This is a genomic window from Phenylobacterium sp. LjRoot219 (genome assembly GCF_964252995.1).
In the GTDB taxonomy this organism is placed as follows: Bacteria; Pseudomonadota; Alphaproteobacteria; order Caulobacterales; family Caulobacteraceae; genus Phenylobacterium.
Map to the genome: position 1 here is coordinate 274,032 of NZ_CAXUQI020000003.1, position 25,940 is coordinate 299,971.

20 protein-coding genes and 1 pseudogene are annotated in these 25,940 nt (G+C 66.1%); 8 read left to right on the forward strand and 13 right to left on the reverse strand.

Annotated elements, in window-relative coordinates; genetic code table 11:
- Window positions 1–62 precede the first annotated feature (62 nt).
- The 3 genes and pseudogenes from ACSQ14_RS26050 to ACSQ14_RS26060 form a co-directional block, all read left to right on the forward strand.
- Window positions 63–2,282 (forward strand): hypothetical protein, encoded by a 2,220-nt coding sequence (locus ACSQ14_RS26050; protein ID WP_436018084.1) that lies wholly within the window; start codon window positions 63–65, stop codon window positions 2,280–2,282.
- Between the two features lie 176 nt (window positions 2,283–2,458).
- Window positions 2,459–3,487, forward strand: coding sequence for a TolB family protein (locus tag ACSQ14_RS26055; RefSeq protein ID WP_436018086.1), 1,029 nt, complete (start codon window positions 2,459–2,461; stop codon window positions 3,485–3,487).
- A 224-nt stretch (window positions 3,488–3,711) separates the two neighbouring features.
- A pseudogene (locus ACSQ14_RS26060) lies at window positions 3,712–3,894 on the forward strand (hypothetical protein); the annotation flags it as partial.
- A 73-nt stretch (window positions 3,895–3,967) separates the two neighbouring features.
- Here the strand turns inward: ACSQ14_RS26060 and ACSQ14_RS26065 are convergent.
- On the reverse strand, window positions 3,968–5,569 hold the full coding sequence (locus ACSQ14_RS26065) for an L-lactate permease (RefSeq protein WP_436018088.1): 1,602 nt from the start codon (window positions 5,567–5,569) through the stop codon (window positions 3,968–3,970).
- Between the two features lie 173 nt (window positions 5,570–5,742).
- The gene (locus ACSQ14_RS26070) at window positions 5,743–6,987 is read right to left on the reverse strand and encodes an MFS transporter (RefSeq protein ID WP_436018090.1); all 1,245 of its coding nucleotides are present in this window, start codon (window positions 6,985–6,987) and stop codon (window positions 5,743–5,745) included.
- A 255-nt stretch (window positions 6,988–7,242) separates the two neighbouring features.
- On the opposite strand from ACSQ14_RS26070, the gene ACSQ14_RS26075 reads away from it, so the two are divergent.
- The 3 genes from ACSQ14_RS26075 (at window position 7,243) to ACSQ14_RS26085 (ending at window position 12,074) form a co-directional block, all read left to right on the forward strand.
- Window positions 7,243–9,303 (forward strand): beta-galactosidase trimerization domain-containing protein, encoded by a 2,061-nt coding sequence (locus tag ACSQ14_RS26075; protein ID WP_436018092.1) that lies wholly within the window; start codon window positions 7,243–7,245, stop codon window positions 9,301–9,303.
- Window positions 9,304–9,308: 5 nt separating this feature from the next.
- On the forward strand, window positions 9,309–10,298 hold the full coding sequence (locus tag ACSQ14_RS26080) for a D-2-hydroxyacid dehydrogenase (protein ID WP_436018094.1): 990 nt from the start codon (window positions 9,309–9,311) through the stop codon (window positions 10,296–10,298).
- Between the two features lie 123 nt (window positions 10,299–10,421).
- Window positions 10,422–12,074 carry a hypothetical protein gene (locus tag ACSQ14_RS26085; protein ID WP_436018096.1) on the forward strand — a complete coding sequence of 551 codons (1,653 nt, stop codon included), beginning with the start codon at window positions 10,422–10,424 and terminating at the stop codon, window positions 12,072–12,074.
- A 784-nt stretch (window positions 12,075–12,858) separates the two neighbouring features.
- On the opposite strand, the gene ACSQ14_RS26090 is transcribed toward ACSQ14_RS26085, so the two are convergent.
- The 3 genes from ACSQ14_RS26090 to ACSQ14_RS26100 form a co-directional block, all read right to left on the reverse strand.
- Complete coding sequence (locus ACSQ14_RS26090; RefSeq protein WP_436018098.1) at window positions 12,859–14,649, reverse strand: PAS domain-containing protein; 1,791 nt, start codon at window positions 14,647–14,649, stop codon at window positions 12,859–12,861.
- 96 nt (window positions 14,650–14,745) lie between these two features.
- A complete protein-coding gene (locus ACSQ14_RS26095) occupies window positions 14,746–15,795 on the reverse strand; it encodes a hypothetical protein (RefSeq protein WP_436018100.1) in 1,050 nt (349 codons plus the stop codon).
- Window positions 15,796–16,007: 212 nt separating this feature from the next.
- Window positions 16,008–16,427, reverse strand: coding sequence for a hypothetical protein (locus ACSQ14_RS26100; RefSeq protein ID WP_436018102.1), 420 nt, complete (start codon window positions 16,425–16,427; stop codon window positions 16,008–16,010).
- Between the two features lie 274 nt (window positions 16,428–16,701).
- On the opposite strand from ACSQ14_RS26100, the gene ACSQ14_RS26105 reads away from it, so the two are divergent.
- Window positions 16,702–16,989 (forward strand): hypothetical protein, encoded by a 288-nt coding sequence (locus ACSQ14_RS26105; protein WP_436018104.1) that lies wholly within the window; start codon window positions 16,702–16,704, stop codon window positions 16,987–16,989.
- Here ACSQ14_RS26105 and ACSQ14_RS26110 read toward each other — a convergent pair whose 3' ends face one another.
- From ACSQ14_RS26110 to ACSQ14_RS26125, 4 genes are all read right to left on the reverse strand, one after another.
- Window positions 16,990–17,736, reverse strand: a complete 747-nt coding sequence (locus tag ACSQ14_RS26110) for an alpha/beta hydrolase (RefSeq protein ID WP_436018106.1) — start codon at window positions 17,734–17,736, stop codon at window positions 16,990–16,992.
- Window positions 17,737–17,887: 151 nt separating this feature from the next.
- Complete coding sequence (locus tag ACSQ14_RS26115; RefSeq protein WP_436018108.1) at window positions 17,888–18,940, reverse strand: NAD(P)H-dependent amine dehydrogenase family protein; 1,053 nt, start codon at window positions 18,938–18,940, stop codon at window positions 17,888–17,890.
- Window positions 18,941–18,967: 27 nt separating this feature from the next.
- Entirely contained in the window at window positions 18,968–20,152 is a 1,185-nt protein-coding gene (locus ACSQ14_RS26120; RefSeq protein ID WP_436018110.1) for an FAS1-like dehydratase domain-containing protein, read from the reverse strand.
- A gap of 214 nt (window positions 20,153–20,366) precedes the next feature.
- Window positions 20,367–20,510 (reverse strand): hypothetical protein, encoded by a 144-nt coding sequence (locus tag ACSQ14_RS26125; RefSeq protein ID WP_436018112.1) that lies wholly within the window; start codon window positions 20,508–20,510, stop codon window positions 20,367–20,369.
- A gap of 310 nt (window positions 20,511–20,820) precedes the next feature.
- Here ACSQ14_RS26125 and ACSQ14_RS26130 point away from each other — a divergent pair, with 310 nt between their 5' ends.
- Complete coding sequence (locus ACSQ14_RS26130) at window positions 20,821–21,774, forward strand: LysR family transcriptional regulator (protein ID WP_436018114.1); 954 nt, start codon at window positions 20,821–20,823, stop codon at window positions 21,772–21,774.
- A gap of 105 nt (window positions 21,775–21,879) precedes the next feature.
- Here the strand turns inward: ACSQ14_RS26130 and ACSQ14_RS26135 are convergent, their stop codons facing one another.
- The 4 genes from ACSQ14_RS26135 to ACSQ14_RS26150 all read right to left on the reverse strand — a co-directional run.
- On the reverse strand, window positions 21,880–23,193 hold the full coding sequence (locus ACSQ14_RS26135; RefSeq protein WP_436018116.1) for an MFS transporter: 1,314 nt from the start codon (window positions 23,191–23,193) through the stop codon (window positions 21,880–21,882).
- A gap of 88 nt (window positions 23,194–23,281) precedes the next feature.
- Window positions 23,282–24,025 carry an SDR family oxidoreductase gene (locus tag ACSQ14_RS26140; RefSeq protein ID WP_436018118.1) on the reverse strand — a complete coding sequence of 248 codons (744 nt, stop codon included), beginning with the start codon at window positions 24,023–24,025 and terminating at the stop codon, window positions 23,282–23,284.
- Between the two features lie 113 nt (window positions 24,026–24,138).
- Window positions 24,139–25,578 (reverse strand): acyl-CoA reductase, encoded by a 1,440-nt coding sequence (locus ACSQ14_RS26145; protein WP_436018120.1) that lies wholly within the window; start codon window positions 25,576–25,578, stop codon window positions 24,139–24,141.
- A 47-nt stretch (window positions 25,579–25,625) separates the two neighbouring features.
- On the reverse strand, window positions 25,626–25,940 hold a 315-nt coding region (locus ACSQ14_RS26150), incomplete at its 5' end, for a hypothetical protein (protein WP_436018122.1).

Sequence of the window (25,940 nt, forward strand, 5' to 3'; positions counted from 1 at the left end):
CCCTGTGGCGCCCTTGTAGCGCCCCATCCATGCCACTCAGGTATCGAGCGAACGAGGTCAGCGTGAAAGAACCCAGCAGCATCTCCTCGCCGGATCGCAGGACACTGATGAAGGCCGCGGCGTCATTGGCCGCGGTCGCCGGCGCGGCGCCCTTCGGCGTATCGAGGGCTCTCGCCGCCGATGCGCCCGACTGGGTGTGGCAGCCGATGCGGTGGGTGCAGGTCAACTTCACCGAGGATGATCCGGGGCGCTACGATCCCAAGTTCTGGCTCGACTTCATGCGGCGGACAAAGACGCAGGGCGTATGCCTCGGCGCCGGCGGCATCGTGGCCTTCTACCCGACCGAAGTGCCCTTCCACTACCGCAGCAAGCACCTGGGCTCGTCCGATCCCTTCGGCGACATGGCCAAAGCGAGCAAGGCCATGGGGCTGCGCGTCCTGGCGCGGGTCGATCCGAGCGTACTGCGGCCCGACGCGCTGGCGGCGCATCCGGACTGGGCCGCGCGGGGCGCCGACGGCCAGCCGCGCAAGCACCCCAACGATCCCTCGGTCTACCTGAGCTGCCCCAACGGCCCGGTGAGTTTCGAGTGGATGCCGCAGGTCATCCGCGAGATCGTGAGCACTTACCCGGTCGACGGCATCTTCGGAAACCGCTGGTCGGGCGGTCTCGCCGGCATCTGCTACTGCAACATTTGCGCATCGGAATTCCGCCAGTTCAGCGGTCAGGACCTGCCCCGGTCCATGATGAACAGGCAGGATCCCGCCCTGCGCGCCTACCAGCAGTGGAACGACGAAAAGCGCTTCGCGCAGATCAAGACCTATAACGAGACGGTTCGCAGCATAAACCCCGAGGGCCTGTTCGCCCCCGGCTCGTCGTGGCAGCGGCTCGATCCCAAACGCCTGCGCGGGGCCTTCCGGGCGATCTACGCGGATCAGCAGCACCGGCAGGCTCATCACCCTATTTGGGCGGCCGGCCGCGGCGCCAAGGAAGCCGCGTGCGTCATGCAGGGCAGCGGGCCGATCAGCGGCAGCTTCAACGTCGCCCAGATCGAATTCAAGGACTCGGTGCAGTCCGTCGACGAGACCCTCGCCTTCATGCACGACGGCATGGCTCAGGGTTTCCGGCCCTGGCTGATCAAGTTCAAGGCGGAAGTCTTCGACAAACGCTGGGTCCCCGCGGTGGAAAGGGCGTTCGCCTGGCATTCCAGGCACGAACGCTACTTCCGGAACACGGCCAACCTGGCCACGGTCGCGATGATGCAATCGGTGCAGACCAACAGCTATTATCCGTCCGCCGAGCCGCCGTCGCGTCAGCCCGTCAGCGCGATGACCGCCGGCGGCAACGAGGCCTCGCTGAACGGCTTCTACCAGGCGCTTCTCGAAGCCCGGGCGCCGTTCGGCCTGGTCGACGACCGTGAGCTCGATCGCGCCGTGATCGGCCGGTACAAGGCGATCGTACTGCCGAACATCGCGGTTCTGACTGACAGCCAGTGCGCCAGCATCCGCGACTACGTGGCCAACGGCGGCGCCATCGTCGCCACCGGCGAGACCTCGCTCTACGACGAGTTCGGCGTCCCGCGGAAGAACTTCGGCCTGGCGGACCTGTTCGGCTGCGACTACGCCGGCAAGGTCGATAAGAAGGTGGCGAACGCCTACATCAGCATCGACGGCCCGCATCCCCTGACGGTCGGCCTCGACGATACGCCGCGGATCGTCGCGGGAACGCATCTCGTGCACGTCACGCCCCATTCCCCCGCCGAGCGTCCGCCGCTGAGGCTGATCCGCAGCTATCCCGAACTGCCGGCGGAAGCGGCCTATCCCCGAGAGCCGACGTCCGATGTGCAAATGGCTTACGCCCGAACCTTCGGGAAAGGGCGTGTGGTCTATTTCCCGTTCAACCCCGATCAGACATTCTGGGAGCATTCGGCCAGGGACCACCTGTACCTGCTTCGCAACGCGGTCGCGTGGGCGACGGGAGAGCTTCAGCCGATGACCGTCGAGGGCGCGGGCCTCGTCGACGTCAGCTATTGGCGGCAGGAGAAGTCGCTCGCCGCGCACCTGGTCAACCTGAACAATCCTTCGACGATGAAGGGCTTCATGCACGAGACCGTGCCGCTGGGTCCGTTCGTCGTCGGCCTTCAGCTCCCCCCGGGAGCGCGAGCCAAGCGCGTCCGGCTGCTTGAGGCGGAACAGGACGCTAAGGTCAGGCGCGAGGGCGACAGGCTGATCATCGAGGTTCCGCGGCTGCGCATCCACGAAGTTGTCGCGGTAGACCTCGCCTAGCTTCCCTGCGCTTCCCGCCGTTCGCGGCCGCAATCGTTCTGGTCGGAGCACGGTGACGCTGCGAGCGGCCGAACGGCGGACGCCTCCGGTGGCAGCCGGTGACACGAAGCCGGTATTCGCCCGGCGAAATTTTTGTCTACGAGGCGCCCTCTCCGGCTCCTGATGGGGATGAGATCATGAAGCGCATCACGTCGATCCTGTTGGCGGCCGCAGGCCTTTCGGTCGCACTTGGCGGCGGGGCCGCGAGCGCGCCGCCAGTCGCCAAGAGTGGTAGTCCCGAGGACAAGCCGCCGCCGAACGTCGAACAGCTGACCTACTTCGGCGAGCGCGCGTCCTGGTCTCCGGACGGGCGCAAGATCGCCTTCATGTCGAAGAGCTTCGGCGACGCCTTCGTGGTCGACGTCAGGACCAAGCAGATCCGGCTGCTGACGCACTATCCCAGCCCGGGGTACCTGCGCGTCCAGTACCTCCCGAACGGCGACTTCCTGCTGGTCGGCGCGCGCAAGTTCGACGACGTGCGCAAGACGCGCTTCACGGACCAGGAGCTCTGGTATCTCAAGGCCGACGGCGGCGCGCCGATAGCGCTGGATCAGAAGCTGACCGAAGGCATCGCGATCTCGCGCAGCCGGATGAAAGTCGCCTGGGCCGTCGACCCTCGCACCCATCCGGGCGAAGTCACCGACGTCGTCATCTACACGGCGGACATTGCGCTGGAGAACGGCGAGCCGAAGCTCGTCAACAAGCGCGAGGCGGTGCGGCTGAAACGTCCCGACTGCGTCGGCGGGGAGCCGCAGGATTTCCGCAATGACGACCGCGAGCTGATCTACGTCTGCTACCGGTTCAACAAGGTTCTGCTTGCCGACGTGATGGGCGTGGATCTTACGACTGGCCAGACCACGGCCTATCGGAAGCTGCCCGACGAGTACAACGAGGTGGAAGGCGTCTTCCCGGACGGCCAGCACGCCCTTGTGGAGTCGAGCCGCGATCAGGCGACCAACACCTCAAAGACGATCGACATCTGGAAGCTTCGGCTGGCGCCCAGCAGCCCCGAGATGGTGCGCATGACGCGCTGGGGCGATTACCCCGGCTACAAGGCGTCCAATCCCGTCGTCAGTCCCGACGGTCGCACCATCGCCTTCCAGAGCGGACGGAGCGGCGACGAAGCCGGGGTCGGCTACGGGATCTTCCTGCTGAAGCAGAAGTGATCACCAAGGGGATGAAACAGCGGCGCCCGGAGGCTTGAAGCGCCTCCGAGCGGGGCTCGGCGGTCTGTCACCAGCTCATTGCGACGGTTCGGGCGCGCGCTGTCACGAGGTGCAAGCGACCAGCTTCGCCAACCACATCTCGGCGAGAAGCGATCCTGGAGAGCGCCGCAACCGGCCGGCCTGTAGAACTCTGAGGCTCCGTCCCGGCCTGCGAGGGCCAGGGCCGCCTGGTGCGCGAGGGCCGGCTGTCGCCAACCTACCTGATCGATCGCTACACCCTGGCGCGGCGGCGCGCGACGATCGTCGCATTGCTGATCGACCTTGAAGCCCGCCTGATCGATGCCGCGATCGAGATGGCGGATCGCCTGATCGGCGCCGCCTTCTCCCGCGGCCGCAGCGCCCAGGAGCATCAGTACAGCGCGACCGCAAGGACGTGGCCCCCCTATGCGCATGTTCCCGGGTGCCAGAGGCGCGCGCCGGTCAGTGCGGAATAACACCTGGAAAAAGATACTGCTGCGCCATCACGAGAAGGCCCAGCAGTAAAGTCAGGATCACGCTGTGCTTGAAGGTGCGGGCAAGGACTTCGCCCTCGCGGCCCTGCATCCCGGTCATGACGGCGCCGGTCGTGATGTTCTGCGGCGAGATCATCTTGCCCAGCACGCCGCCCGACGAGTTGGTCGCCGCCATCAGCACGGGATCCAGACCGAGACGGTTGGCCGCGACCACCTGAAGGTTGCCGAACAGAGCGTTGCCCGACGTGTCGCTGCCGGACAGGAACACCGCCAGCCAGCCGAGGAAAGCCGCCAGCAGCGGGAACAGCGGACCAGCCGTCGCTGCGCCGATGCCCAGCGTGTACGTCAATCCCGAATAGTTCATCAGGTAGGCGAGCGCGACGATCAGCGTGGTGGTCAACGCCGGCATTCGAATTTGAAGCGCCGCCTTGACGACCGCCCTGAAGTAGCGCGCCGGAGACAGCCGGACGACGGCGGCGACCAGGACGGAAGCCACGGTGATCGCGGTCCCGGTCGATAGTGGCTGGAAGCTCCAGATCGCGTCGTAGGGCTTGTTGTAGGCGGTGATGAACACCTCGCGATGAAGGGATGGCCATGCGACCTTGATCTCGCCGAGCAGGTTCAGCTTGAGGTGAACCCAGGCGATCACCACGGTGACCATGAGCAGCCACGGCACCCAGCCCTCCCACGCGGCCAGCTGTTGTGCGGGTCGTGGCGCTTGCGGGAGTGGGGGTAGAGCATACCGCTCATCCGGAGCGTACTTCCACACCCGAAGGAACGTCACAGTCGCAATCAGCGCGGTCAAGGAAGATACGAGATCGGTCAGTTCGTAGCTCAAGTAGTTCGAGGCGACGAACTGACCGACGGCGAATGACGTCCCGGCGACCAGCAGCACTGGCCACACGCCGCGCAAGGCGCGAGCGCCTTCCTGAGTGGCGATGGCGTAGAACGGCAGCAGAATGGCGAGCAACGGGAGTTGCCGGCCGATCATCGCTGCGAGAGACGTGGCGGGAAGTTGAGTCACGGCGGAAAGGGTCGTCACCGGAACGCCGAGCCCGCCGAACGCCACCGGAGCGGTATTGAAGATCAACGTGACGACGAGCGCCTGGATCGGCGGGAAACCGAGCGCGATGAGCAGCGAACTGGTGATGGCGACCGGTAGACCGTAGCCGGCGACGCCCTCGAGCAGGCAGCCAAAACAAAAGCCCACAACGACGAGGACTACCCGCCGATCGTTGGGCAGATGCTCGACCATCCACGTGCGGAAAGCATCGAAACGGCCGGAGGCCACGGTCACGTTGTAAAGGATCAGCCCATTGAAGACGATCCACATCACGGGCCAAAGGGCGAACGTCGCGCCGGCGGCCATGCTGCTGAACGCCAAGCTCGTCGGCATCCGCCAGACCATCGTGGCGATGGTGAATGCCACGATCAACGCCGCCAGGGACGCCTGCCAAGCAGGACGCCTGACGACGCCGAGCAGGACGAGAACGACTGCGATGGGGATCGAGGCCACCAAAAACGACAGCCACAAGCTGTCTCCCACTGGCTGGAGCGGCTGGTGAAACACGATCTTCTCCCCCAGAATTTCGTTCTTGGCGTTCGTTGGTCGAAGCGACCGCGGATCGCGCGGCCGCCTCCCGGGCCAGTCCTATCGGTGCAAGGCGGAGCGGCAACCCGTTGAAATGTAAGGATCATGTAAAGGGCTAGTTCTGCGTCCTGCGCCGCCGAGGAGGCTCCGCCTCATGCTGCTTCCGTCGCGATCGGCTCGCTGCGGATCGGCTGCGATCGGCCTCGGCCGGTCAGGAAGAAGCACACCGCGCCGACGACCGTGGCGGCGGCCGACAGGAACAGGAACGGTGCGTAGCTGTCGGTCGCGTGCAGGGTGTAGCTGAGCACCAGCGCGCCGATCGCCCCGCCGCCGTCGAGCGCCGACTTCACGAAGCCGAGGATCAAGCTGTAGTTCTTCAGCTCGAAGTGGCGCGAGACCATGTAGGCGCCGATGTCGCCTTCGGCGCCCTGGGCCATGCCGATCACCAGGACCGCCGCCGCCAGCAGGCCTACGGCGGCGACCGGCGAAGCGAGCACGAAAAAGCCGAGCGCGGGCAGGCTGAGAGCGAACAGCGCCACGACATTGGCCCGTACCCGGTCGAGCGCCAGTCCGAAGACCACCCGGCCGATAATCACGCCGATCGCGTAGAGCGAGACCATCCAGGTGGCTAGCTCGTCGGACACGCCGTTGGCGAGGACGATCAACTTCAGTTGTGAGGCGGCGAACACCTGCGGGATGTTGATCAGGAACATGCCGCCGACGATCAGCAGAAACGCCGGATGCTGCGCCACCGCGAGCATCTCGGCGCGGGTGAGGCGCGCGTGCGGCGCCTTCGTCGGCGTCGCGCCGTCCGCCGCGCGCTTCCTGCGGCCCAGCAGCGTCACGCAAAACAGACCGCCGAGACCGGAGACGAGGGCCAGGCCGACGAAGGCGGCGCGCCAGCCCTCCGCCGCGATGAAACTGCCGAGCACCGGGGCGACGATGGCGCCCGACAGCGGCGGTCCAATCATCAGCAGCGACAGGCCGCTGCCGCGCGCCCTGTCGAACCGCTCGACGATGACGCGGGTGAAGACCAGCGACGTGGTCAGCACCCCAAAGACGTGCTGCACCACCCAGATCGTGAAGAACTCCACGATGTTGCCGGTCATCGCGCTCAGCGCGAGGAAACCCAGCGAGATCGACCCGAAGCCCACGGCCGCGGCCACGTGGGCGCCGAACCGATCCGTGAACCTGCCCGCGAACGGCACCAGGAACATGGTGATCATCGGCAGCGAGCCGACGAGCGCGAACTGCGCCTTCGACCAGCCGAACTCGTTGATCAGCTCCGGGGCGAACACGCTCATGGTGTAGTGGCTGAGCGCGTTGCCGGTGGCGATGCCGACGAAGGTCGCCAGCAGGGCCTGCCAGTTGGTCCGGAACTCTCCGAAGTAGCCCACTTCCCGTCTCTCCCGTGGTCCAGCCCCGGCGTCCGGGCCTTTCCGCCGGCGTTCTGCTCTCACCGGTCGTGTCGGGGGCGGACCCTAGCCCGCGGCCAGGTAAGGCGCCAGCGCCAGGATGTCGGTTTGGCCAAAAACTTTGACCATTCTCGCCGAGCGTCCTATGAGCGCCCTTGGCGGGAGATCGCTGCGCCTGCGAGGTTTGGCCCTCGTCGGCGAGTGGTTCGGAGGCAGGATGAGCAAGAAGGACGCGGGATGAAAGTGGCTGACGATCGCTCGCCGTGGTGGGAGAAGCCGTACCGGATCGTGCAGACGAACCTGCGGCTGACGGACGCGAGCCTCGATCCGGACGCCCTCGCCCGTCAGGTCCGCGAGTTCGGCGCGACAACCGTCACCTTCAACGTCGGCGGGATCTTCGCCTTCTATCCCACCGAGCTGCCGCTGCAGGCGCGCAACCCGTTCCTAACCCGCGATCTCGCGGGCGACATGCTGGCGGCCGCGCACCGCGAAGGGCTGACGATGGTCGGGCGCTACGACCTCTCGAAGGGCACCCGCATCGCTTATGAGGCCCATCCTGACTGGTTCGTGCACAACAAGGATGGCGAGCCGCAAGAGTACAACGGCACCTATCAGGCTTGCGTGAACGGCGGTTGGGCCCGCGACTACGCCCATCGGATCTTGCGGGAGTCGCTGTCGCGCTACGCGCTCGACGGAGCCTTCTTCAACATGACCGGCTATCAGCCGGTGGACTACAGCGGGCGCCACCGCGGCATCTGCTGGTGCCGGAACTGCCAGGACGGCTTCGCCGCGATGTTCCAGCGCCGCCTGCCCGAGCGCGAGGACTTCAGCGATCCGGCGTACGCCGACTACCTTCTGTTCAAGCGGCGGACGAGCCAGGCCGTAGCTCAGCAGATCTACGACACGGTCAAGTCGCTGCGCCCCAAGACGGGCGTGATGGGCAATGGCCGCGCGGCCTGCGACTTCATGCGTCTGGAGCTCCAGCGGGCGGTCAGCCGGCCAGCGCCGGAATGGCCGCACCAAGCGGGGGAACTGTCGCGCTGGGGCGCCGCAGTCGGTCGCGGCAAGGCCTACGCCTGCGCCTCGACCAATTTCCTCGACTACCAGTGGCGGTTCTCGTCGGAGACGCCCGCCCACCACATGCTCCGCTTCGGCCAGCAGATCGCCAGCGGGGCGCAGGTCGACTACTACCTCCTCGGAACGTTCGACCAAGACAACACAGCGCCGCTCGAGCCGGTGCGCAAGTTCATGCACTGGCACGGCGCCAACCAAGAGCACTTCGTGGGCACGAAGTCGCTGGCGCGGGTCGGCCTCTACCACTCGCGGGCGACTGATCTGCACGCCGGCGCGACCGCGACCGGCCGCCAGCACGTCAACGGGTTCCGCGGCGCCTATCGCCTGCTGCTGGAAGCCCGGATACCCTTCGACTTCGTCAGCGACGAGCGAATGGGCGACGCCGACGTCGCCGAGCAGCTGGCGGCCTACGACGTCATCGTCCTGCCGAACGTCGCCTGCCTGAGCGCCGAGGAAGCCGCCGTGCTCGACGCCTTCGTCGCCCAAGGCGGCACGTTGATCGCGACCGGGGAGACCGGGCTCTACGACGAGCGCGGCCAGCGCGGCGACGCCTTCGCTCTCGAGAGCTTCCCGGCGAGCCGGCTGAACCTAGCGGCCGACAAACTGGAGACCTACGTGGAGATCGGCGTCGAGGAGCTGGACTTCCCGAAGACCCGGCTGCTGCACCTGGATGGCTGGTACTTCTACACGGACCGGAAGGACGACGCCGAGCGCCTTCTGAAGCTTCTACCGCCGCCGAAGTACGGCCCCCCCGAGCTTTGTTTCCCCGAGCTCGAGCCCGACGATCATGCTGGCGTCCTCACCCGTCGCTTCGGCAAGGGGCAGGCCATCTACCTGCCCTGGCTCCCGGAGTGGCTGTACTTCCGCGACGGCCTGCCCGAACACCGTGAGCTGCTCGCGCAGCTGATCGGCCGGGCCTCGCAGCCGGCGGTGAAGCTGGTCGGCGCAGGGCCGCTCGAGGTCACGGTTCGGGCCAAGGAACATGGCGCCGGCGACTTGGTCGTTCACCTCGTGAACTACGCCGGCCAGCGCCAGAGCGCCTACGAGGAGCCGCCGGCGATAAGCGGGCTGCGGCTGGGCGTGAAGGGCGCTGGCGGCCCGGCGCGGTCGCTGGTGGATGGCTCTCTGATTGAGGTCGGCTCGTCCGACGCGGAGGGATACGCCTGGCTTGACGTCCCCGACGTCAAATACCTCCAGGCCATCCTCATTCCGCGGGCCGGGTAATCGCCATGGAAGGCCTGACCGTCGTCACCACCCTTCGCTACGAGGGCGAGCATCGGCGGCGCCTCGAGACGGCGCTCGCCGGCGCGGAGATCCTGCGGTTCGATAGCCCCGATGCATCCGGTTTCGACCAGGCGCTGCAGCGCGCGGACGTCGCCATTCTCGCGAAGGACCCGGATCAGCGCTTCTTCAGCGTGCCCCGGCTGCGCTGGATCCATGTCGATCACGCCGGGCTGAACCGCGCCGCACGCCCTGAGGCGTTCCGGCCAGGACTGATCGTCACCGGCTCCGCCGGCCGTTCCGCGCCGGTGCTCGCCGAGCACGCCCTGTTCTTCGCCCTGGCCCTTGCCTACCGCTATCCAGTCTTCCTCGACGCTCAGCGGGCCCACCGATGGGGCGTCCCAGACCAGGATCAGTTGCGAGGTCTCTACGGCCGCACGATTGGCATCGTCGGCCTGGGCAATACGGGCAAGGAGCTGGCGGTCCGGGCAAAGGCGTTCGGCATGCGAGTTCTCGGCTACCGCCGCCGCGCCACGGAGCCGCCGCCAGGCGTCGATCAGCTGTTCAGCGCCGACGCCGGGGACGGGCTGGACACCCTGCTTGCTCAGAGCGACTTCCTCGTGCTGGTGCTGGGCTTGTCGGACGCCACCCATCACCTCATCGGCGCGCACGAGCTCGGCTTGATTGGGCCGAACGGCTATCTCATCAACATGGCGCGGGGCCCCGTCGTCGACGAAGCGGCGCTGACCGAGGCGCTGTACGAAGGGCGGATCGCTGGCGCCGGGCTCGACACCTTCGAGGTCGAGCCGCTGCCGCGTAACAGCCGGCTGTGGGATGCGCCCAACACGCTGATCACGCCCCACGTGACCCCCGCAGTCCCCGACCGAACCGCGCGCTCGCTCGACATCATCTGCGAGAACATCCGTCGGTTCCAAACGGGCGAGCCGATGCTGAACCGGCTGACCCAGGAAGACATCTACAGCCACGATGTGCGCTAACCCGCTGCCGTCGCGGGGCATGCGCTTCGGAATCGAAATATTTTTAGGTGCGAAGCAACGGAACGTGGGAAGCGGTCCGTTGAAGCCAGCGAGTCAACAAGAACCCGTCGGAGGATTCTCGAAGTGAAGCTGCGATCGCTCACAGTCCGCGTCTGCCTTATCGCCACCAGCGCTGTCGCGGCGTTCTTCACCCACAGCGCGGTCGCCGCGCCGCGCGCGCCGGCAGCGGCGTCGACCGGCCGGTACGAGATCTACACCCTGCCCCTCGCTGACGGCTTCGTGCCCCGCAGCGCGATGTATACGCCGTCCGGCAGGGTCCTCGTCTCGTCCACGCAGGAAGGGGAGCAAGACCAGCGGCAGGTCACGCTTGTGGTCATGGACGACGACGGCCGGAACGCGCGCACCATCTTCTCGCAAGCGGTGCCGCCGCGTCCGAAGGACAACGGCATCCGCTACATGATGTTTCCCGACAACAAGCGGATCTTCATGGGCGATTTCGTCCTGGAGTGCGCCCCCAGCCTGGACGACTGCGCCAAGTCGGCGCTGCTGCCCGTGACCTACCCCGCCGAAGTGGCGGACGGCGATCACATCGGCCACCGATGGTCGGAGATGATCGTCGCCCCTGACAACCGCCACATCGCCTGGACGACCCTGTTGGCCAACTACTCGGCCCTCGTCTTCACCGGTGAGTTGCGGAAGGAGGGGGCGGGCTATGTGATCGCCGATCCGCAGATCGTCAGCACGCTCGATCCCTTCGAGAAGGACCCGAAACATCCGGACGGCGTCATCCCGCAGGTCGTCCGGGGCGGCGAGGTCAAGCAGTTCGTCCACGGCGGAACCGCCATCTCGCTCGCCGGGGGGCGCAAGAGCGACATCGCCGACTCCGTCGTTCATCACCTCGCCACCGGCGAGATGGAGGCGATCACCAATACGCCCGGCTACGACGAGACGACGATCTTCTCGCCGGACGAGCGGCTCGGGATGGTGATGACGACGCGGTTTTCGCCGACCACCGACCTGGCGATCCTGGGGATGATGCCCCGGCCCTATCCCGACAGCCTGAACATGGGACTCAACATGGTCGCCTACACCTACGGCGTCACCGGCGTGCGAGCGGGGCGCAACGGAAATGTCGGTCCGGCGCTGACCGAGATCGCCGCCTCGAAGAGCCAAGACGGCTATCTCGGGACCAATCTCAACACCGCGGACCAATGGGTCTTCCGCTCGCCGATGTCGTGGCATCCGAGCAGCACCAAGGCGATGTGGGTGGAAGGGGCGCGCGGCGGCGGCCCGCGCCGGGTCCAGATCGTCCGCCTGCTCGACTACAAGCCTGGCCCCGCAGTCGCGGCGAAGCCGACGCCGACCCACGTGCCCTATGCGATCACCGACATGTCCGTGGTGAAGACCTACGCCGCCAAGTCGCAAGACATCGACGTCAAGGTCTATGGCCGCACGTCGGGGCACATCACCTATCGCCGCACGCCCCGGGGCGCGATCGAGAAGACCTACGTGAACTTCAGCGACGACGGAAAGAGCGTCTACTCGGGGCGCGAGACGATGCAGGCCAACCCGCGCGGCCGCTCCACCTACACCGCCGATGTGACGCTGTCCGGCGCCAAGCCAGGGGTGATGAAGCTCAAGATGACCTTCGGGCCGATCGAAGGCGAGCGGCCCTCCGAACTCATCTTCGCCCCCGACGCCGCGGGCGCGCCGCTGTCGCAGGGCTACGCGGAGTACGCCGGCAAGCGCCTTGAGGTTCAGTCGCTCGTTCCTTGAAGCGCGGGGCGCAGGGCAGAGCGCCTCCTGAACCCGGAAGTTCAGGGCGCCTTCCGAACCACCTACATGGCATAGAAGACTCGCACGCGGGCGTTCATGCTATAGGTGGACGCTATGGCTCGGGAGGCTTTCGACGCCGCCGAGGATCTCGGCTACCAGCACCTAGCCCCTCGCGCGGCGCGTCCTTCATGGAGGTCGATAGCGAGGGGCCCGGGCATAGAACCAAGACAAACGGCGTCTCGGTCTATGCCTGGAGGCTATACGTTCCCGTCAGGAGTCCCCGACGCCGAAGAGGCGCGCGCCCGGCCACCGGCCGCTCTGAACGAGGGCCGGGCTGTTGCGCAACGCCAATGGCGTTCATTGGCGGATCACTCAAGCTGGTCTGCCGTCCTGCGCGCCGCTACGTCCCACCACGCACGAAACAGCACACAGGCGATGAGATCCGCACCATCATGGAGGCGATGCCCAGCGAACTCGTCGCCGCGTTCTAAGCCACGCACGCCGAGCATAGAATTACCGAACTCGGGGCACGCTGGTGGGGCTACTTGATGTTCGCGCGCACCGGCGGCTACGAAGGGATCGGCATCTTCCTGGAAGGGAAATAACCCGGGCTCGGACATTCGGCCCGTGGCCTAGTCGTCCCCCCTCTCGAGGTCCCCGGCAGCTGAGCGGATCGCCGGGTCCGGCCGCACGACGCGTCGAAGGGTTTAGTAGGCGACCCCCGCTGCTGAACCCGCGTACGCGCACCTGGCGGCCACCAGAAGATCGCCTGTCCCGGCAGCTGTTAATCGCCCCCCGTGTCGCCGTCCGCCAGCTGCAAGCGTGCGCTCAGCTCGGCTTGGATGTAGCAGATCACCCCCTCTGGAGGGAACTCGATCGAGACGCGACCGCCGAGCTCGCCTCCGACGCCGCGTTGGAGCAGGCGCGAGCCGAAGCCACGCCGCGTCGGCGGAGACACCAGAGGCCCGCCGCTCTCCCGCCAGGTTATGCGCGCCTCGCCATGCTCGACCGCTGTGGCGATGTCGATCTGACCGCCCCCGCGCCATGCGCCGTGCTTGATCGCATTGGTGGCGAGTTCGTGCACGGCCATGCCCAGGGTCACGGCGAAGTTAGGGTCGAGACGAAAGTCCGGGCCCCCATAACACCAGGCGCGGCCGTACGGCTTGAGCGTCATCGTCACAATCTCGCGGAAAGACGCGCCGGCCCAGGTGTCCTTGACGAGCAGGTTATGGGTGTTGGACAGCGCCAACAGGCGATCGACGAAAAGATCTCGCGCCTGGAGCAGGTCGCGCCCGCCCCCCAGGGTCTGCATCGCCATCGACTGGACTGAGGCGAGCGTGTTCTTGACGCGGTGATTGAGCTCGTCGAGCAACAGCTTTTGGTGCGCCTCATGCTCGCGCATTTGCGCCATAGTCTGAAGCATTTCGAACTCGCCGCGCTTGCGTTCGGTGATGTCGAGCAAGGCGGCCAACGCCCGCTTTGGCCGCCCCCCCTCCTGCAAGATCTCGGCGACGCAATAGACCCACGCCTCCTGGCCGTCGCGGCCGCGGATGCGGAATTCGCAACGGAAGGGCGTGTGGGTTTCAAGCGCCTCGGTCCAGGCTGCGCGGACCCGCGCCTGGTCACGCGGATCCACCGTGCGCAACAGGTCAGGCCAGATGTCCTCGCGCAGCGGATCGCGAAGAACCGTCTCGCAGGAGCCCGCCGGAACTAGGGACTGTTGGTCGAAATCGAGCTCGAACACCTCCATGCCCGCGAGCTGAATGGCGAGCTGCAGTCGCTGTTCGGCGCGTCCGATGGCCTCCCGCGCCGCGATCTCTTCGGAGATGTCCATTGCGGCCCCCCGAATTCCGACGCACAACCCATCCTCGTAGATCGGCTCGATAAATTGCCGAATCCAGCCACGCCTGCCGTCCAGGCACATGAATTCCACCTCGTCCTTGAAGGGCTCGCCGTACAGGCGCGCGCGCTCCGTAGCTTCGCGAAACTGAGCCCTCGTCTCGGGTGCGTAGGGGGCCAAGGCATCCTCCACCGGGATCTCGCGACTCCCGTCGCCATTTGCCCTCCGCACGAGGTTCCGGCGAAAATCGGTCTCCCAGCTGGTGAGAGAGACCATCGCTGCGACCGAGCGCTGGCGCGCAGCCTCACCAGCCGCTGCGCGTTCGCGCGCCTCAGCGGCGAGACGCGCAGCTTCGAGTTCAGTCACGTCCCTCGACACGACGAACACGCCGTCTGGCGTGCCCGCCGCGTCGCGCTGCGTCGATAGGACAATGTCCAGGCGCCGCTGCTCTGAGTCTGGCGTCTGCGTGGGCGCGATGAAGCGCCCCGTCGCCCCTGCGGCCGCGGCTTCAAGCGCGGCCCTCGCCGCAGCTCGATCCGGCTCGTCCCACAAGGTCAGCCAAGAGCCGCCCAGCAGGGCTCCCTGGTCGCGTGCGCCAACCATCGCGACTGCGCTCGTATTCGCGAATTGCACGGTCCCGGCAAGATCCAGGATCAGGACGCCGTCCGGACCACTCTCGATCGCGCGGACGAGGCGTTCTGCTACGAATTGCCTCAAAGCGCCGGGTCCCATCATGCACGCATCCAGCCTTCTCGGCCGGATCCCTCCCCCCGAATTTTGGTTATATTCCTACTCTTTACGGTAAGCGAAGCACCTCAGAGTTGCGCGCGGTCAGGGAAGCGGAAGCATGTAGATGCCGCCGCCTTCCCCAACATCGCCGATAGCCGCGTCGGCCGACTGGAAGGCGATGAATTTGCCGTCGGGACTGACGACGGGGTTGCTGACCTTCTTCGTCGCACCGGGCACCGTTCCGATGATGAGGCGCGAGTATCGGCCGTTCGGCTCGAGATCGAGACGGCAGATGTCAAAGGGAGGTGTGAGTTCGTCCTCCCTGCTGCGCGTGCCGCATTCCACCGTTGTCCACTTCCCGTCAGGTGAAACGCCCTCGGCCTCCGCGTATTCGCGCCCAGTCGCCTTGTGGTAGACCGTGACCTTTCCGTTCCGTAGATCCTGGCCGAGGACGCCCATGTAGGGCGTGCCCTTCTCATCTTTGCCGCCGCAGTAGAAAAGGATCTCGTTCCCGTTGTTGCGAAAGTCCTGAACCTCCTTGAAGCTGCATCCTGCGGGATTACCGCTAAGAATGCGGCGCTTTTCAACAAGTCGCACGCGGCCGTCGAGGTATTCGATCCTTCCCACATAGTTCTCGGGCGGGGCGCGTCGGGTGACGTCCACCCAGGTCTCGCCCGGACGCACGACCGTTTCGTCCGGAACCTGTTGCCAGCCGATCATGTTGCGCGGCCCTATCGCCACCCCTTCGAAGACGCTCTGGCCGAGCGGCTGGAGGCCGTGTTGCAGGTCCTTGTCGAGAACGTACAGGTCGACCCTCAACCGGCTGATCGGTCCCAGGTCACGCCTCGGTCCGATTAGAAGGTAGTCGCCGTTGTTGAGGTAGTGAACGCGAAGGAACCCGTGGTGAGGTACGTGGGCCGTGAGATTCCGCACCCGTCCCGACGCCAGCTCGACCTCGAAGGCGTCGCCATAGCTCTTACCGATGAACGCGACACGCGTTCCATCAGGCGAGAAGGCGGCGCGCTCGCCGAAGGCGGAGAGCATCTTGGCGTGCTCGAGCGGTATGCCTTCTGCGCTTGCGGGCGCCGCAAACGAGAGGAGGAGGACCGCTGCGACGGCGGCGGCCCTGCGGAATTGGCTCAGGAGGGTCATTTCGCGGCTCCTTGCAAGCGACCTTCAGTTGTTCCGGTGAATGGCGGGCAGGCCGCCGACGTCCACGACGTCTTTCGGTGCACCACGGTGCAGTGCTCCCGCATCCGCGCCTCGCCTCCGGGCCTGCGGGTTCTCGCACGGTGGAATGCGGCTCCTGAACGCCTCGAGGAAGCCGTCTGATCGGTCCGCCGCAGCGCGTCTTCGGCCGTCCATCAGTTGCGACTCAAATCTCGGGAGCGACAAACCCATATCGGAGATTGGACGGCGTTCGCCCCGTCGTATTCCGCTCTGGCTGATGCAAGCCGGTGCTGAAGCACCTTGGTGCGCGCGGCGGAGTCCATGCCGTACAGACGGGCGCTGTTTCCCGCGAAGATCGCACTCTTCACCGGGCCCGTAGCCGGCCCGAGCGTTGCAAAGCTGTGGCGTCGACGCATATCGGCCGGGATTTCAAGGCGTCGCAGGCCCTCGATCTGCCACTGCGGCGACCCCGACCAGACCGCGTCGGTGCCCCAGCAGATCCGGTCCGCGCCCAAACCTTTGACGAGGATTCCCAGCATTGCCGCACAGAGACGTGGCTGGGCGACCATGGTCATCGCAAACTCCTGTCCGAGATCGGCATAGACGTTGCTCACGCCGTACTTGGCCGGAATCTCGGCAAGCTCCGTGGTCCAGGAAATCCGCCCGGTGCGCTCGAATTCCTGAAGGCCCGGAGACGTCGGCGAAGGTACGCCAGCTCGGCGTCTGCTGCCCAAGCTCGTCCAGAGTGAACGCCTCGCGCAGCCCGCTCATTTTCGGACGGATCGCTGCCAAGGCCTGCACATAGACGTCGTGACCCTTGGAGGTGATCCAGACGCGCAGGTCTGCCGAGCTGCGCTCGAGCCTGACAGAGCCCGCGGACTCGAGATCATGGATCGCAGCGATCACGTCGCCAGCCTGGGCATGCAGCGCCTCCGCGATCTCGGAGGCCAAGCGCCCGTCTCCGCGCACGTCGAGGATGCGCAACACCTCGAACTGATCCACGGTGAGCCTCTCGGCCAAGCACTCGGCCGTCTGATCCCGCCGGCCTTGGTCGATCAGGCGGATCATGGCGAAGACCTGCATCGCAGGGTGATCAACCGATTGGATGGGCATCCGACTGTTCCTTCGTTCTCTAACCAGAACGGCGGCGGTTCGCCCGCGCGGGCCGCGGGATGATCAGATGAGCCTCAGCAGCATGTCCGCCGACGCTTCCGGTTCCGTGATCATCAGGTCGTGGCCAGTGTCGATCTCCCAGACCCGATCGGCTTCGAACCAGCGATCGAGTGTCTCCTTCTCCCTGACCTTCAGGGTCGGCGTACAGTTGATGATGGTCCTCGGCAGCCTGGCTAAGGCGGCCGCGTCGGTCAGTCGAAGCGGCTCCTCGAACGTGCGCAACGGGTGTGGGGTGAGCCGAGGCTCCATCCACGCCCAGTCCGCCTCTCTGACGCCATAGAGCGCCTTGGTGATCGGGCCGGGCCAAAGCACCAGCGGCACGTCAGCGACGATCCGGGTGTCGACATGCGCGAACTTCCGTAGTCCTGGTGAGGTGTCGGCGAGGCTTTCGCCGTCGCGTGGAATGGCCGCGTCAAAATAGACGATCTGCGCGATCCGCTCGAGCGCGCGGTCGGCGACGCCGGTGACAACCATTCCGCCGTAGCTGTGCCCGACTAGAATGACGTTCGTCAGGTCCTCGTAAAAGAGAAGATTGACCACGTCTTCGATGTGGGTCTCCAGGCCGATCTCGGGCGTGAGCAGGTGCGCTCGCTCGCCGAGACCCGTCAGCGTCGGTGTGTAGACGTCGCATCGCGCAGCGCGCAGCAACCGCGCGAGACGCGACCAGCACCAGCCGCCGTGCCCGCCTCCGTGGACGAGGACGAAAGTCGCGCGAGGCGCCGGGATCAATGGTGTTGGTTGTTCGCTCACGGAGTTCTTGCTCGCGCTTGTTCGCCTGAGCCACGCGACAGGCGCCGGCGAAAACTAGCCGGCGCCCTTCGATCTGGGATCCGATCACATCCATCTCGCAGCGATAGCGAAATCGGATAGCTCGCTCGGTGAATCCGGCCGACCGCCTGCCTCATCCGAGGAACGGAATGACCTGTGGAAGGTCGACCGTGGTTCGGATCCCCGGAGGGGCGGCGCAAACAAAAGGCACGGCGTTGACGGCGCGGTTTGGCGTCTTGTTGGGCGCGACCGCGCCGATCTGCTCCACCGGCACGGCGTTGCGGATGTCGATCTCCAGCGGCGCATCACCCTCGAGGACAATCCGCCAACCGGTGTCCCCTAGCTGCCAGGCCGGCTCGATGTCGCGCGTGCAATACCAGTTCGCGCGGAAGCGCAGCAACGGACGCTCGTTCCGCATTCCAGAGATCGTGATCCGCTGCGCCGCGACCGTTCCCGCCTCGATCATCCCCGCCACGAGCGCGGTCGGCGCCTTCGCCGTCGCGACCTCGCCGACGACGTCGACCCGATCCAGCGGCATTGAGATCGCGTCGGCCACCAGATTGAGCGAATGGGCGAAGCCCTCCTTGATGTCGGCCATTCGCTCTTCGGCGAACTCGGACGGGGGACGGCCGAAGCCCATCACGTTGAAGATCATGTCAGCGGAGTCACGTCGCGACAGATCGGCGAACTCGTCAATGGTCAGGCTGTCGAGCCGGCGCTGGATCGACGCCAGGACGAGAGGAAGCGCTTCGGTAATGAAACCCGGGCTGCTGCCGGTGCTGTAGATCGACGCCTGACCGCGCTGGCAGGCGTTATCGACCGCGCGCCGGACGCTCGGCTCCATCGTTCGTGGATTGTGAAACTCGAACCGCGTGGTGACGATGTTCTTGCCCGACGCCAGTATCCGACAGATGTCGTCGAAATTGCACCATTGCTGCATGTAGAGAACGCAGTCCGCATGCAGCGCCAGGATGTCCTCGATACTGTTGGTGGCGGTTACACCGACAGGTGGAAGCCCGCAGAGTTCGCCAGCGTCTTTCCCCACCTTGTTCTCTGAATGGACGTAGAGCCCGACCAGCTCCATATGCGGGTGCGCGATGACGGAGCGTAATGCGCGCGTGCCGATGTTTCCTGTCGCCCATTGCACGACGCGGATCGGTAGTCCGGGAACTCGCCGGCTAACCATTTGCAGCCCTCCCTGCTCTCTCCCAAATCAGCCGATCGGCAGCTCGACCTCGGCGGTGGAGTCGACCAGCGTCCCGCCGTCCTGGTTGGTGAGCTTCACCTTCACCTTGACCAGCGGCATGCCCCAGGCGGTCTCCGGCATCTTCTCGATCACCTCGGCGTCGAAATAGGTGACGTCGCCCTCGAAGGCCGGGCCGCGGAAGTCCGACTTGCAGTGGCGGATGAAGCCGTCGTTGCCGGCCCAGTAGGCCAGGTAGTCGGTGACCCAGGCCTGCATGGTCGCGCCGTAGCCGTAGGCCCGGGCCATGCCGATCTCGTCGGCCTTCTCGTCGTCGATGTGGCCGCGGGACGGGCCGAGATAAAGGCCGTCGCGCTTGCGCGGGTCGATCAGCGCCCCTTCCTCGTCGAAGCCGAAGCCTTCCACCCAGCCCGGATCCTGGTTGATCCAGGGGTCCTTGACGCCGGCCGGCGCGGTCCAGTGATAGCTGCCCCAGGCGTTGAACAGGAAGGCGCGGTACTCGGTGGCGAACGAGGCGATCGAGTGCGGGCCGATCACCCGCCGCGGCAGCCGGTCGCCGACCTGCACGTCGCCGAACAGCGGCGAGACGCCTTCGCGGTTGGACAGGATCCAGTCGAGACGGACCTTGTCGACGGCGGCGATCTGCTCGGCGGTCCACTTCGGCTTCGGCGGCAGCTTGTCGGCGTACATGCTGCGCTTCTCGGCCTCAGCGGCGAGATAACGGATCGCCGTCGAGCGCGCCTTGGCCACCACCACGCCGTGCTGGTTGCGGTGGATGGTGTCGCCGCGCGAGAACATGGTCGGGCCGGCGAACTTGGTGTCGGCGACCTTGTAGTCGTGGAACCGGCGCTCCTGGAACAGCTGGTCGCCGGCGCGGACGCGCGGGCCGTAGTGCCACCACTCCTCGCCGCCGAAGATCAGGTGCGAGCCGGGGATCTTGCCGACGCAGGCCGGCTGGCAGCCGTGGCCGTAGTCGAGGGCGACGGCGATCGACTGCGGGGCCACCAGGCCGCCGAACTTCGACTGGCGCGCGGCTTCCTCGTCCCAGTGGATCGGGTTCGCATAGTCCATGGCCATCACCCAGCGACGGATGTCGCTGGACGAGCACGGATCCCACAGCTGGCCGCCGCCGACCAATTGGCCGAGCCGGTGATCGACGTCGCTGAGGTCGAGTTTGACTTCGCCTTCCGGCATAAGGCTTTCCTACGCACTACGCACCGGACGCGGGGCTCGCGCGCCGGTTGCTCAGACCAAGGCCATCCATTCACCGAACAGGGCCAATCCACGCCATCTCTTAGTGGGCTGCGAGATCCGGCCGCAAAGCGTCATCCGCTCTGGCGGCCATAGACAATGCCGATACCCATTCGATTGGGAGCGCTTGCCGGCCGCCCTACGGCCGGCAAGGCGATCAGCCGTCCTTCTGGTTCAGCAGCTTCGGCGAGCCGATGCCCATGAAGGCCGCCAGGTTGCGGTGGGCGTTGGTCACCTTGCGCTCCTGGTGCGGGTTCGGCAGCGTGCGCTCCTGCCGGTACTTCTCGCGAAGCGCAACCATGTCGACATGCTCCGTCGGCGGGCACGCACTCGGCTTACTGAGCATTTCCACCCTCCGGTCTTCCGAGATAATCAACAGTGTTGTTGACTCGTAGCGACAAGACCCGCCACCCCGAAGAAGCTCTCGCCGCCATAGCCTGAGACGATGGGGTCGCCCTGACCCGCACCTCATAGGCGACGGCTATAGGCGCCAGAGCGTCTTCTACGTTTCCCGCCCTGCGAAAAGCCGACATTGGGGGCTGAAGTGCAAACGTGGCCGCGGCAGTTCACCCTGTGCGCCCAAACTGTGCGGTGCTGGCTGGAGACTCAGCGTGGACATCCGTCAATTGCGCAACTTCGTGAAGATCGCGGAGCTGGGCTCGATCTCGCGCGCCGCAGAGGCGCTGGGAATGGCGCAGCCCTCCCTCAGCCAACAGGTCCTGCGCCTCGAGGACGAGTTCGGCTGCAAACTTTTTCGACGCAATGCGCGCGGGGTGACGACTACAGAAGCTGGCGCCGTCCTTCAGCGTCACGCGGTTCTCATGGTGGCGGTCGAAGAAGACGCGGTGGCGGAGATGCGTCGGGTCGCCGAGGCGCTGCTGTCAAACGTGACGCTTGCGATGCCGGGTTCGATCAGCCGGTTGCTCGCAGTGGCGCTGACCGAAGCGGTGATGGAGCTTGAGCCCATCTCGCTCCGCCTACGTGAGGGTGCTTCCGGCGAGATCCGATCAATGCTCCTCGATGGCGGTGTCGACTTCGGCCTGCTCTACGACGCCGAGCCCTTGGATCAGTTCGAGATCAAGCGACTCGCGCGCGAAGACCTGTACTTGATCGGGCCGCCCGGGAAGTTCGCGGGCATCGGCGGCGAACCAGTGATCACCCTGCCAGAGCTGGGCGGGCTTCCCCTCATCGCTCCTGGCCCGCGGCACGGATTACGGATGGCTCTGGAGCGGGAGGCGCAGCGCCTTGGCGTTCGCCTCAAGGTCGCCACCGAGCTGGACGCGCTCGAAGCGATCGTGGGCGTCGTCGCAGATGGCCGCGGCTATTCCATCATGCCGCTCTCCGCCGTCGAAACGGAGCTTCGGCGTGAGGCGATTAGCGCGGCCCGCATCGACGGCTCCTTCGGGCGGACCTTGTGTCTGGCGCGGCTGCCTACCCTTTCGGTCAGCGAGCCGTCGCGCGTGGTGGAGGCGCTTGTGATCAAGTTGCTTGGGCAGCTGATCAAGAAGGGACGCTGGCTCGCGATGCCCGATGCCGACCTGAACCTAGCCCGCGAGACTCCATGAGCTTCGCCAGGCGAGCCGTCGTCCCACTCCCCGCGACGGCTCGCCTGGCTCCGCAGCGTCAATGCTGCGGAGCCGCCTTTTGCGACGTGCGCTCTGTGGGAGGCCTCAGATCGGCGTTCGAGACGGCCTGGCGACGACGACATCCTCCTGACCTGGCGTAAGCGCCACCACCGGTGGGTCGCTGGTCCATTGCGGGTAGGGACCGAGATTCAGGATCAGTAGGCCGCAGATCACCGAGCCAGGGATGCCGGCCAGCAGGAAGGGCGCGTAACTGCCGAATTGATCGAAGACCGTGCCGGCGATCACCGGGCCCACGCCAACCCCGATCGCGATGAGGCTCGAGATGACGCCGAAGACCTTCCCGAAGCTGCGCATGCCGGCGTAGCGGCTGGTCAGGTAGGCGCAGATCTGCAGCGTGGTGCCCACGGCGTAGCTGATGATGATCATCGCCGCCACGATCAGCGTAGGCGTGCGGAAGGGCGCGAGCAGCAGCGCAAAGGCGATCGCTGGAGTCGCCAGGGTGATCGCGCCGACGGCGCCGGCGTTCCATCGGTCGGTCATCCAGCCGGTGATGAGCTTGCCCGCAATCCCCGCCACGCCGCCGACGCTGGCCAGCCACGCCGCATTCGACCGCGAGACGCCGACACTCGTCAGGATCGGCACCTGGTGCACGATCACCGCGATGCCGATGAACATCATGATCAAACTGGACGCGCCGATCCGCAGCAGCGCGACGCTGCGCAATGCGTCGCGGAAGCTCAGGCCGGGCAGGTTCGGGCGATTCGTCGCAGCCCCTGTCTCCCGCGACGCGGCGCGACGGTCCCGATCGAAGGCGTCGAACATGCAGAAGATGACGAGCAGCAGGACCGGCAGGCCCCAGCCGGCGGAGAGCCAGAAGTAAGCCTGGCGCCAGCCCACCTCGGCGATCAGCCATTGGCTGAGCGGCGGGGCGAGGATCTGCGTCACCGCGGTGCCGGAGAGCACAACGCCCAGGGCGAGGCCGCGGCCGGCGGTGAAGACGCTTGAGACCGCCGCCGTCCAGACGGTCGACTTCACCGCCAGCGCAACCAGACCATAGAAGGTCCACAGGCCCATCCACTGGGCGATCGAGCCGTCCGCGAAGCCGAAGGCGGCGATGGCGACGATACCGAGCAACAGCCCAGGGATCGCAAGCCGCCGGGTGCCCCACCGATCAATGCAGGCGCCGATCACCGGCGCGAACGGGACGGTCATCAGCGCCGGGATTGTCAGTCCCCCGGCGATCTGCGCCCGGCTCCAGCCGAACTCCCGCGACAGCGGCTCGATGAAGAGCCCTGTCGTGTAGGTGCTGATCGAATGGAACGAGAAGCCTGCCATGGCGGCAAGCACCAGGGGCCAATGGGCGCGCCATTCGGTCGCCGCAGTCTCTGGTCGCGCCAAAGCGATCTCCTCCTGATGGGGCGGTTCAGCTCGGCACGCGCACTGCGGTGTCAACTGTCCGCCTTGAATTTTTCCTGGAGCGTCGCCCTCAGGTGTTCGCTGCGCCGTTGGCGAGCACGTGCGTGCCCGAAACCCAACTCGCTTCGGAAGACGCTAGAAATGCAACGACGGCCGCAATCTCCTGAGCCTTCCCGATCCTCCCGAAGGGAGACGCCTTTTCGAAGAAGCTGCGGTATCCCTCCGGCGCGGAATCCATCATCCCGGGGCTGGTCGCGCCCGGGATCACCGTATTGACAGTGACGCCCTTGCGACCGAGCTCCTTAGCCCAGCTTTCCGTGAAGCTCTTGATGGCGACCTTGGTCGCCGAATAAATCCCCGAGCCGGGCATCGGGAACTCGCCCAGGCTTGAGGCGAGGTTTACGATCCGCCCGCCCTCCCCCAGGCGCTTCGCCGCCTCGGCGGCCACGTACAGCGGCCCGCGAAAATTGACGCCCAGCATCCAATCGAGCTGCTCATCGTCGAGTTGAGCGAGCGATCCGCCAGCGCTGACTCCCGCGCTGTTGACGACGATGTCGAGCCGGCCAAGCCATTCATCGATTCGTTGAAACAGCGTCTCCACCTCGGCGCGTCGGGCGATGTCGGCGCGATGGGCTATCGCCGCCCCACCACCAGCGACGATCGTGGCGACGGTCTCATTCGCGCCGGCCTCGCTGCCGCTGTAGTGAACCACCAGGCGCGCCCCGTCGCGGGCCAGGCGCAGCGCGATTTCTCGCCCAATGCCCCGGCCGGCGCCCGTCACAAGCGCCACCTTCCCTGCCAGCGGCAAGTTCATGATTGAGTGTTTCCTCTTGTGACCGCATGCCAGCGTCGGCTCTGCGCGGCGACCGGCCCGGCCAGATTTCCACCTGTCCGGGCCTAAGGTCGGACGCGTTTAGCCGGCTGACGTCATTCCGCCGCGACCTCGAGCGCAGCGGCGTCGATCTGTGCGTGCGCGGGCTGCATGTCGACGACCCAGCGGACGCTGCGGCGCATCGGCTCGATGCCGTCGTGCGGAGAACCGGGCGGCATATGGTGCGAATTCGCATAGACCGTCATTGGATCGCCGCCCTGCAACGAGACGAGCCGCTGGATCCCGGCAAGGGCGAAGGTGTCGCGAAGCCCGGCCCGGCGCGCCTCGGGATAGAGGCCAACAGTCTGGGTTGTGTCGTCGCACCACTTGATGACGTCGTTCAAGTCATCGACCGGCACGAAGTTCACCACGCGGTTGTTCAGCTTGTCGAAGAACTCGACGCGGTCGTTGAACTTCGAGACGACAAAGCCGCCGGTCAGGGTGTCACCCTCGACGTGATAGAAGTCATCCTCGAGCGCGACGGCCTCCATCTCGGCATCCAACTCCCGATTGGGGACCGGGAAAGGCACCGACAGCAGCGGCGGCAGCGTGGCGTAGGCCGCGACCATCTTGCGGCCGAGTTCGACAACCTTCTGGATGCTGTCCTCGCCGGTGTCGCTCTCGACATAGACGATCCGTGTGTTTGCGCAGGCGGTCTGGTTGTAGAATCCGGCCATCGTGGCCAGGCCGACCGCCGCTTCGTCCATCGCAGCTTCGCTATCGAAGGTCTCCCGCCCGATCATCGACATGGAATATTTCGGGTTGAGCGCCGTGAGGTCGATGCCCGGTGTCAGGAACTTCTGGATGTGCTTGACCGAGCTCATCCCGCCCCAGGCGGTGATCTTGTCGATCCGGCCGGTCCGGATGATCTGCGAGTCCATGTACTCATCGCCGCCCTTCCAGTAGGCGACCGCGATGTGCTTGGTGATCGGGTGGTCGGGCGCAATCTCGATCAGCGTGCGTGCGATCGCATTGGCGGTCAGCGGGTCGTTCGACGGCGACTTGATGAGGATGTCCGATTTGGTCAGCCCGGCGCGCGCCAGCGTCATCGCCGCGACGACCGGCACGTTGCCGGCGGTGATGTGCAGCTGGCGCGTGCCGACGGCGCGAATGCTCACACAGTCGTACTCGCCGCCGCTCGGCACCCAGCCGTCGATGTAGGCGAGGCCGATGGTCTTATCGACCAGCTTGGTCATGGCTTCGGGTTCGAACATGCGCGGCAGGGCGTCGTAGACGCCCCGCAGGATCGGCTCGGCAAGACCGCCGGCCTTGAGCGCGAGCGCGAAACTTTCCTGCATGAGCGGATTGTCATCGAGCGACAGGCGTTTGCCCAGCTCGGCCAAGACCTCGACGATCTCAGCCATTGGAGTGTCGTGCAGATCGCGCATCCTCGACGTGTCGCCGAGGTATAGGTCGTGGATGTGCTTGTGCGGGTCGGCCTGGCGGAAGGCGGCGCCGCCGCGGCCCTTGAACTCCACCGCATCGTCGCCGGGCATGATGACCCGGCCCCGCGAGATGATCGGGATGTCGATGACGTCGTTCATCAGCCTTCTCCCTGCACGAATTCCATGAACTCGTTGTAGGCGGCCTGCGAGCCGGCGCAGGTGATCTTGTCGTCGCCGCCCTCGCTCTCGGCGAAGCGGCGGATGGTCTTGGCCGCCCGCGGGCCCTTCCAGCCGCAGTCGCAGTCGTCCTCCCAGTGCATGGTGACCTCGTCGCCGGAGACGAAGCCGCCCCAGTAGGAGGTCGGGATCGGGTCGACGAGCACCAGCCGGCCCTTCTGCACGCCTTCGCGCGGCAGCGCCTTGCCCTCGGCGTCCATCAACAGCGGCACGGTGTAGGGCGGGAAGTGGAAGTA

Coding starts and splice junctions, on each gene's coding strand:
- ACSQ14_RS26055 (WP_436018086.1), top strand. CDS start 2,459: ATGAAGCGCATCACGTCGATCCTGTTGGCGGCCGCAGGCCTTTCGGTC.
- ACSQ14_RS26075 (WP_436018092.1), top strand. CDS start 7,243: ATGAAAGTGGCTGACGATCGCTCGCCGTGGTGGGAGAAGCCGTACCGG.
- ACSQ14_RS26080 (WP_436018094.1), top strand. CDS start 9,309: ATGGAAGGCCTGACCGTCGTCACCACCCTTCGCTACGAGGGCGAGCAT.
- ACSQ14_RS26090 (WP_436018098.1), bottom strand. CDS start 14,649: ATGATGGGACCCGGCGCTTTGAGGCAATTCGTAGCAGAACGCCTCGTC.
- ACSQ14_RS26095 (WP_436018100.1), bottom strand. CDS start 15,795: ATGACCCTCCTGAGCCAATTCCGCAGGGCCGCCGCCGTCGCAGCGGTC.
- ACSQ14_RS26105 (WP_436018104.1), top strand. CDS start 16,702: ATGGATCGCAGCGATCACGTCGCCAGCCTGGGCATGCAGCGCCTCCGC.
- ACSQ14_RS26115 (WP_436018108.1), bottom strand. CDS start 18,940: ATGGTTAGCCGGCGAGTTCCCGGACTACCGATCCGCGTCGTGCAATGG.
- ACSQ14_RS26120 (WP_436018110.1), bottom strand. CDS start 20,152: ATGCCGGAAGGCGAAGTCAAACTCGACCTCAGCGACGTCGATCACCGG.
- ACSQ14_RS26125 (WP_436018112.1), bottom strand. CDS start 20,510: ATGGTTGCGCTTCGCGAGAAGTACCGGCAGGAGCGCACGCTGCCGAAC.
- ACSQ14_RS26140 (WP_436018118.1), bottom strand. CDS start 24,025: ATGAACTTGCCGCTGGCAGGGAAGGTGGCGCTTGTGACGGGCGCCGGC.
- ACSQ14_RS26145 (WP_436018120.1), bottom strand. CDS start 25,578: ATGCCCGGCGACGATGCGGTGGAGTTCAAGGGCCGCGGCGGCGCCGCC.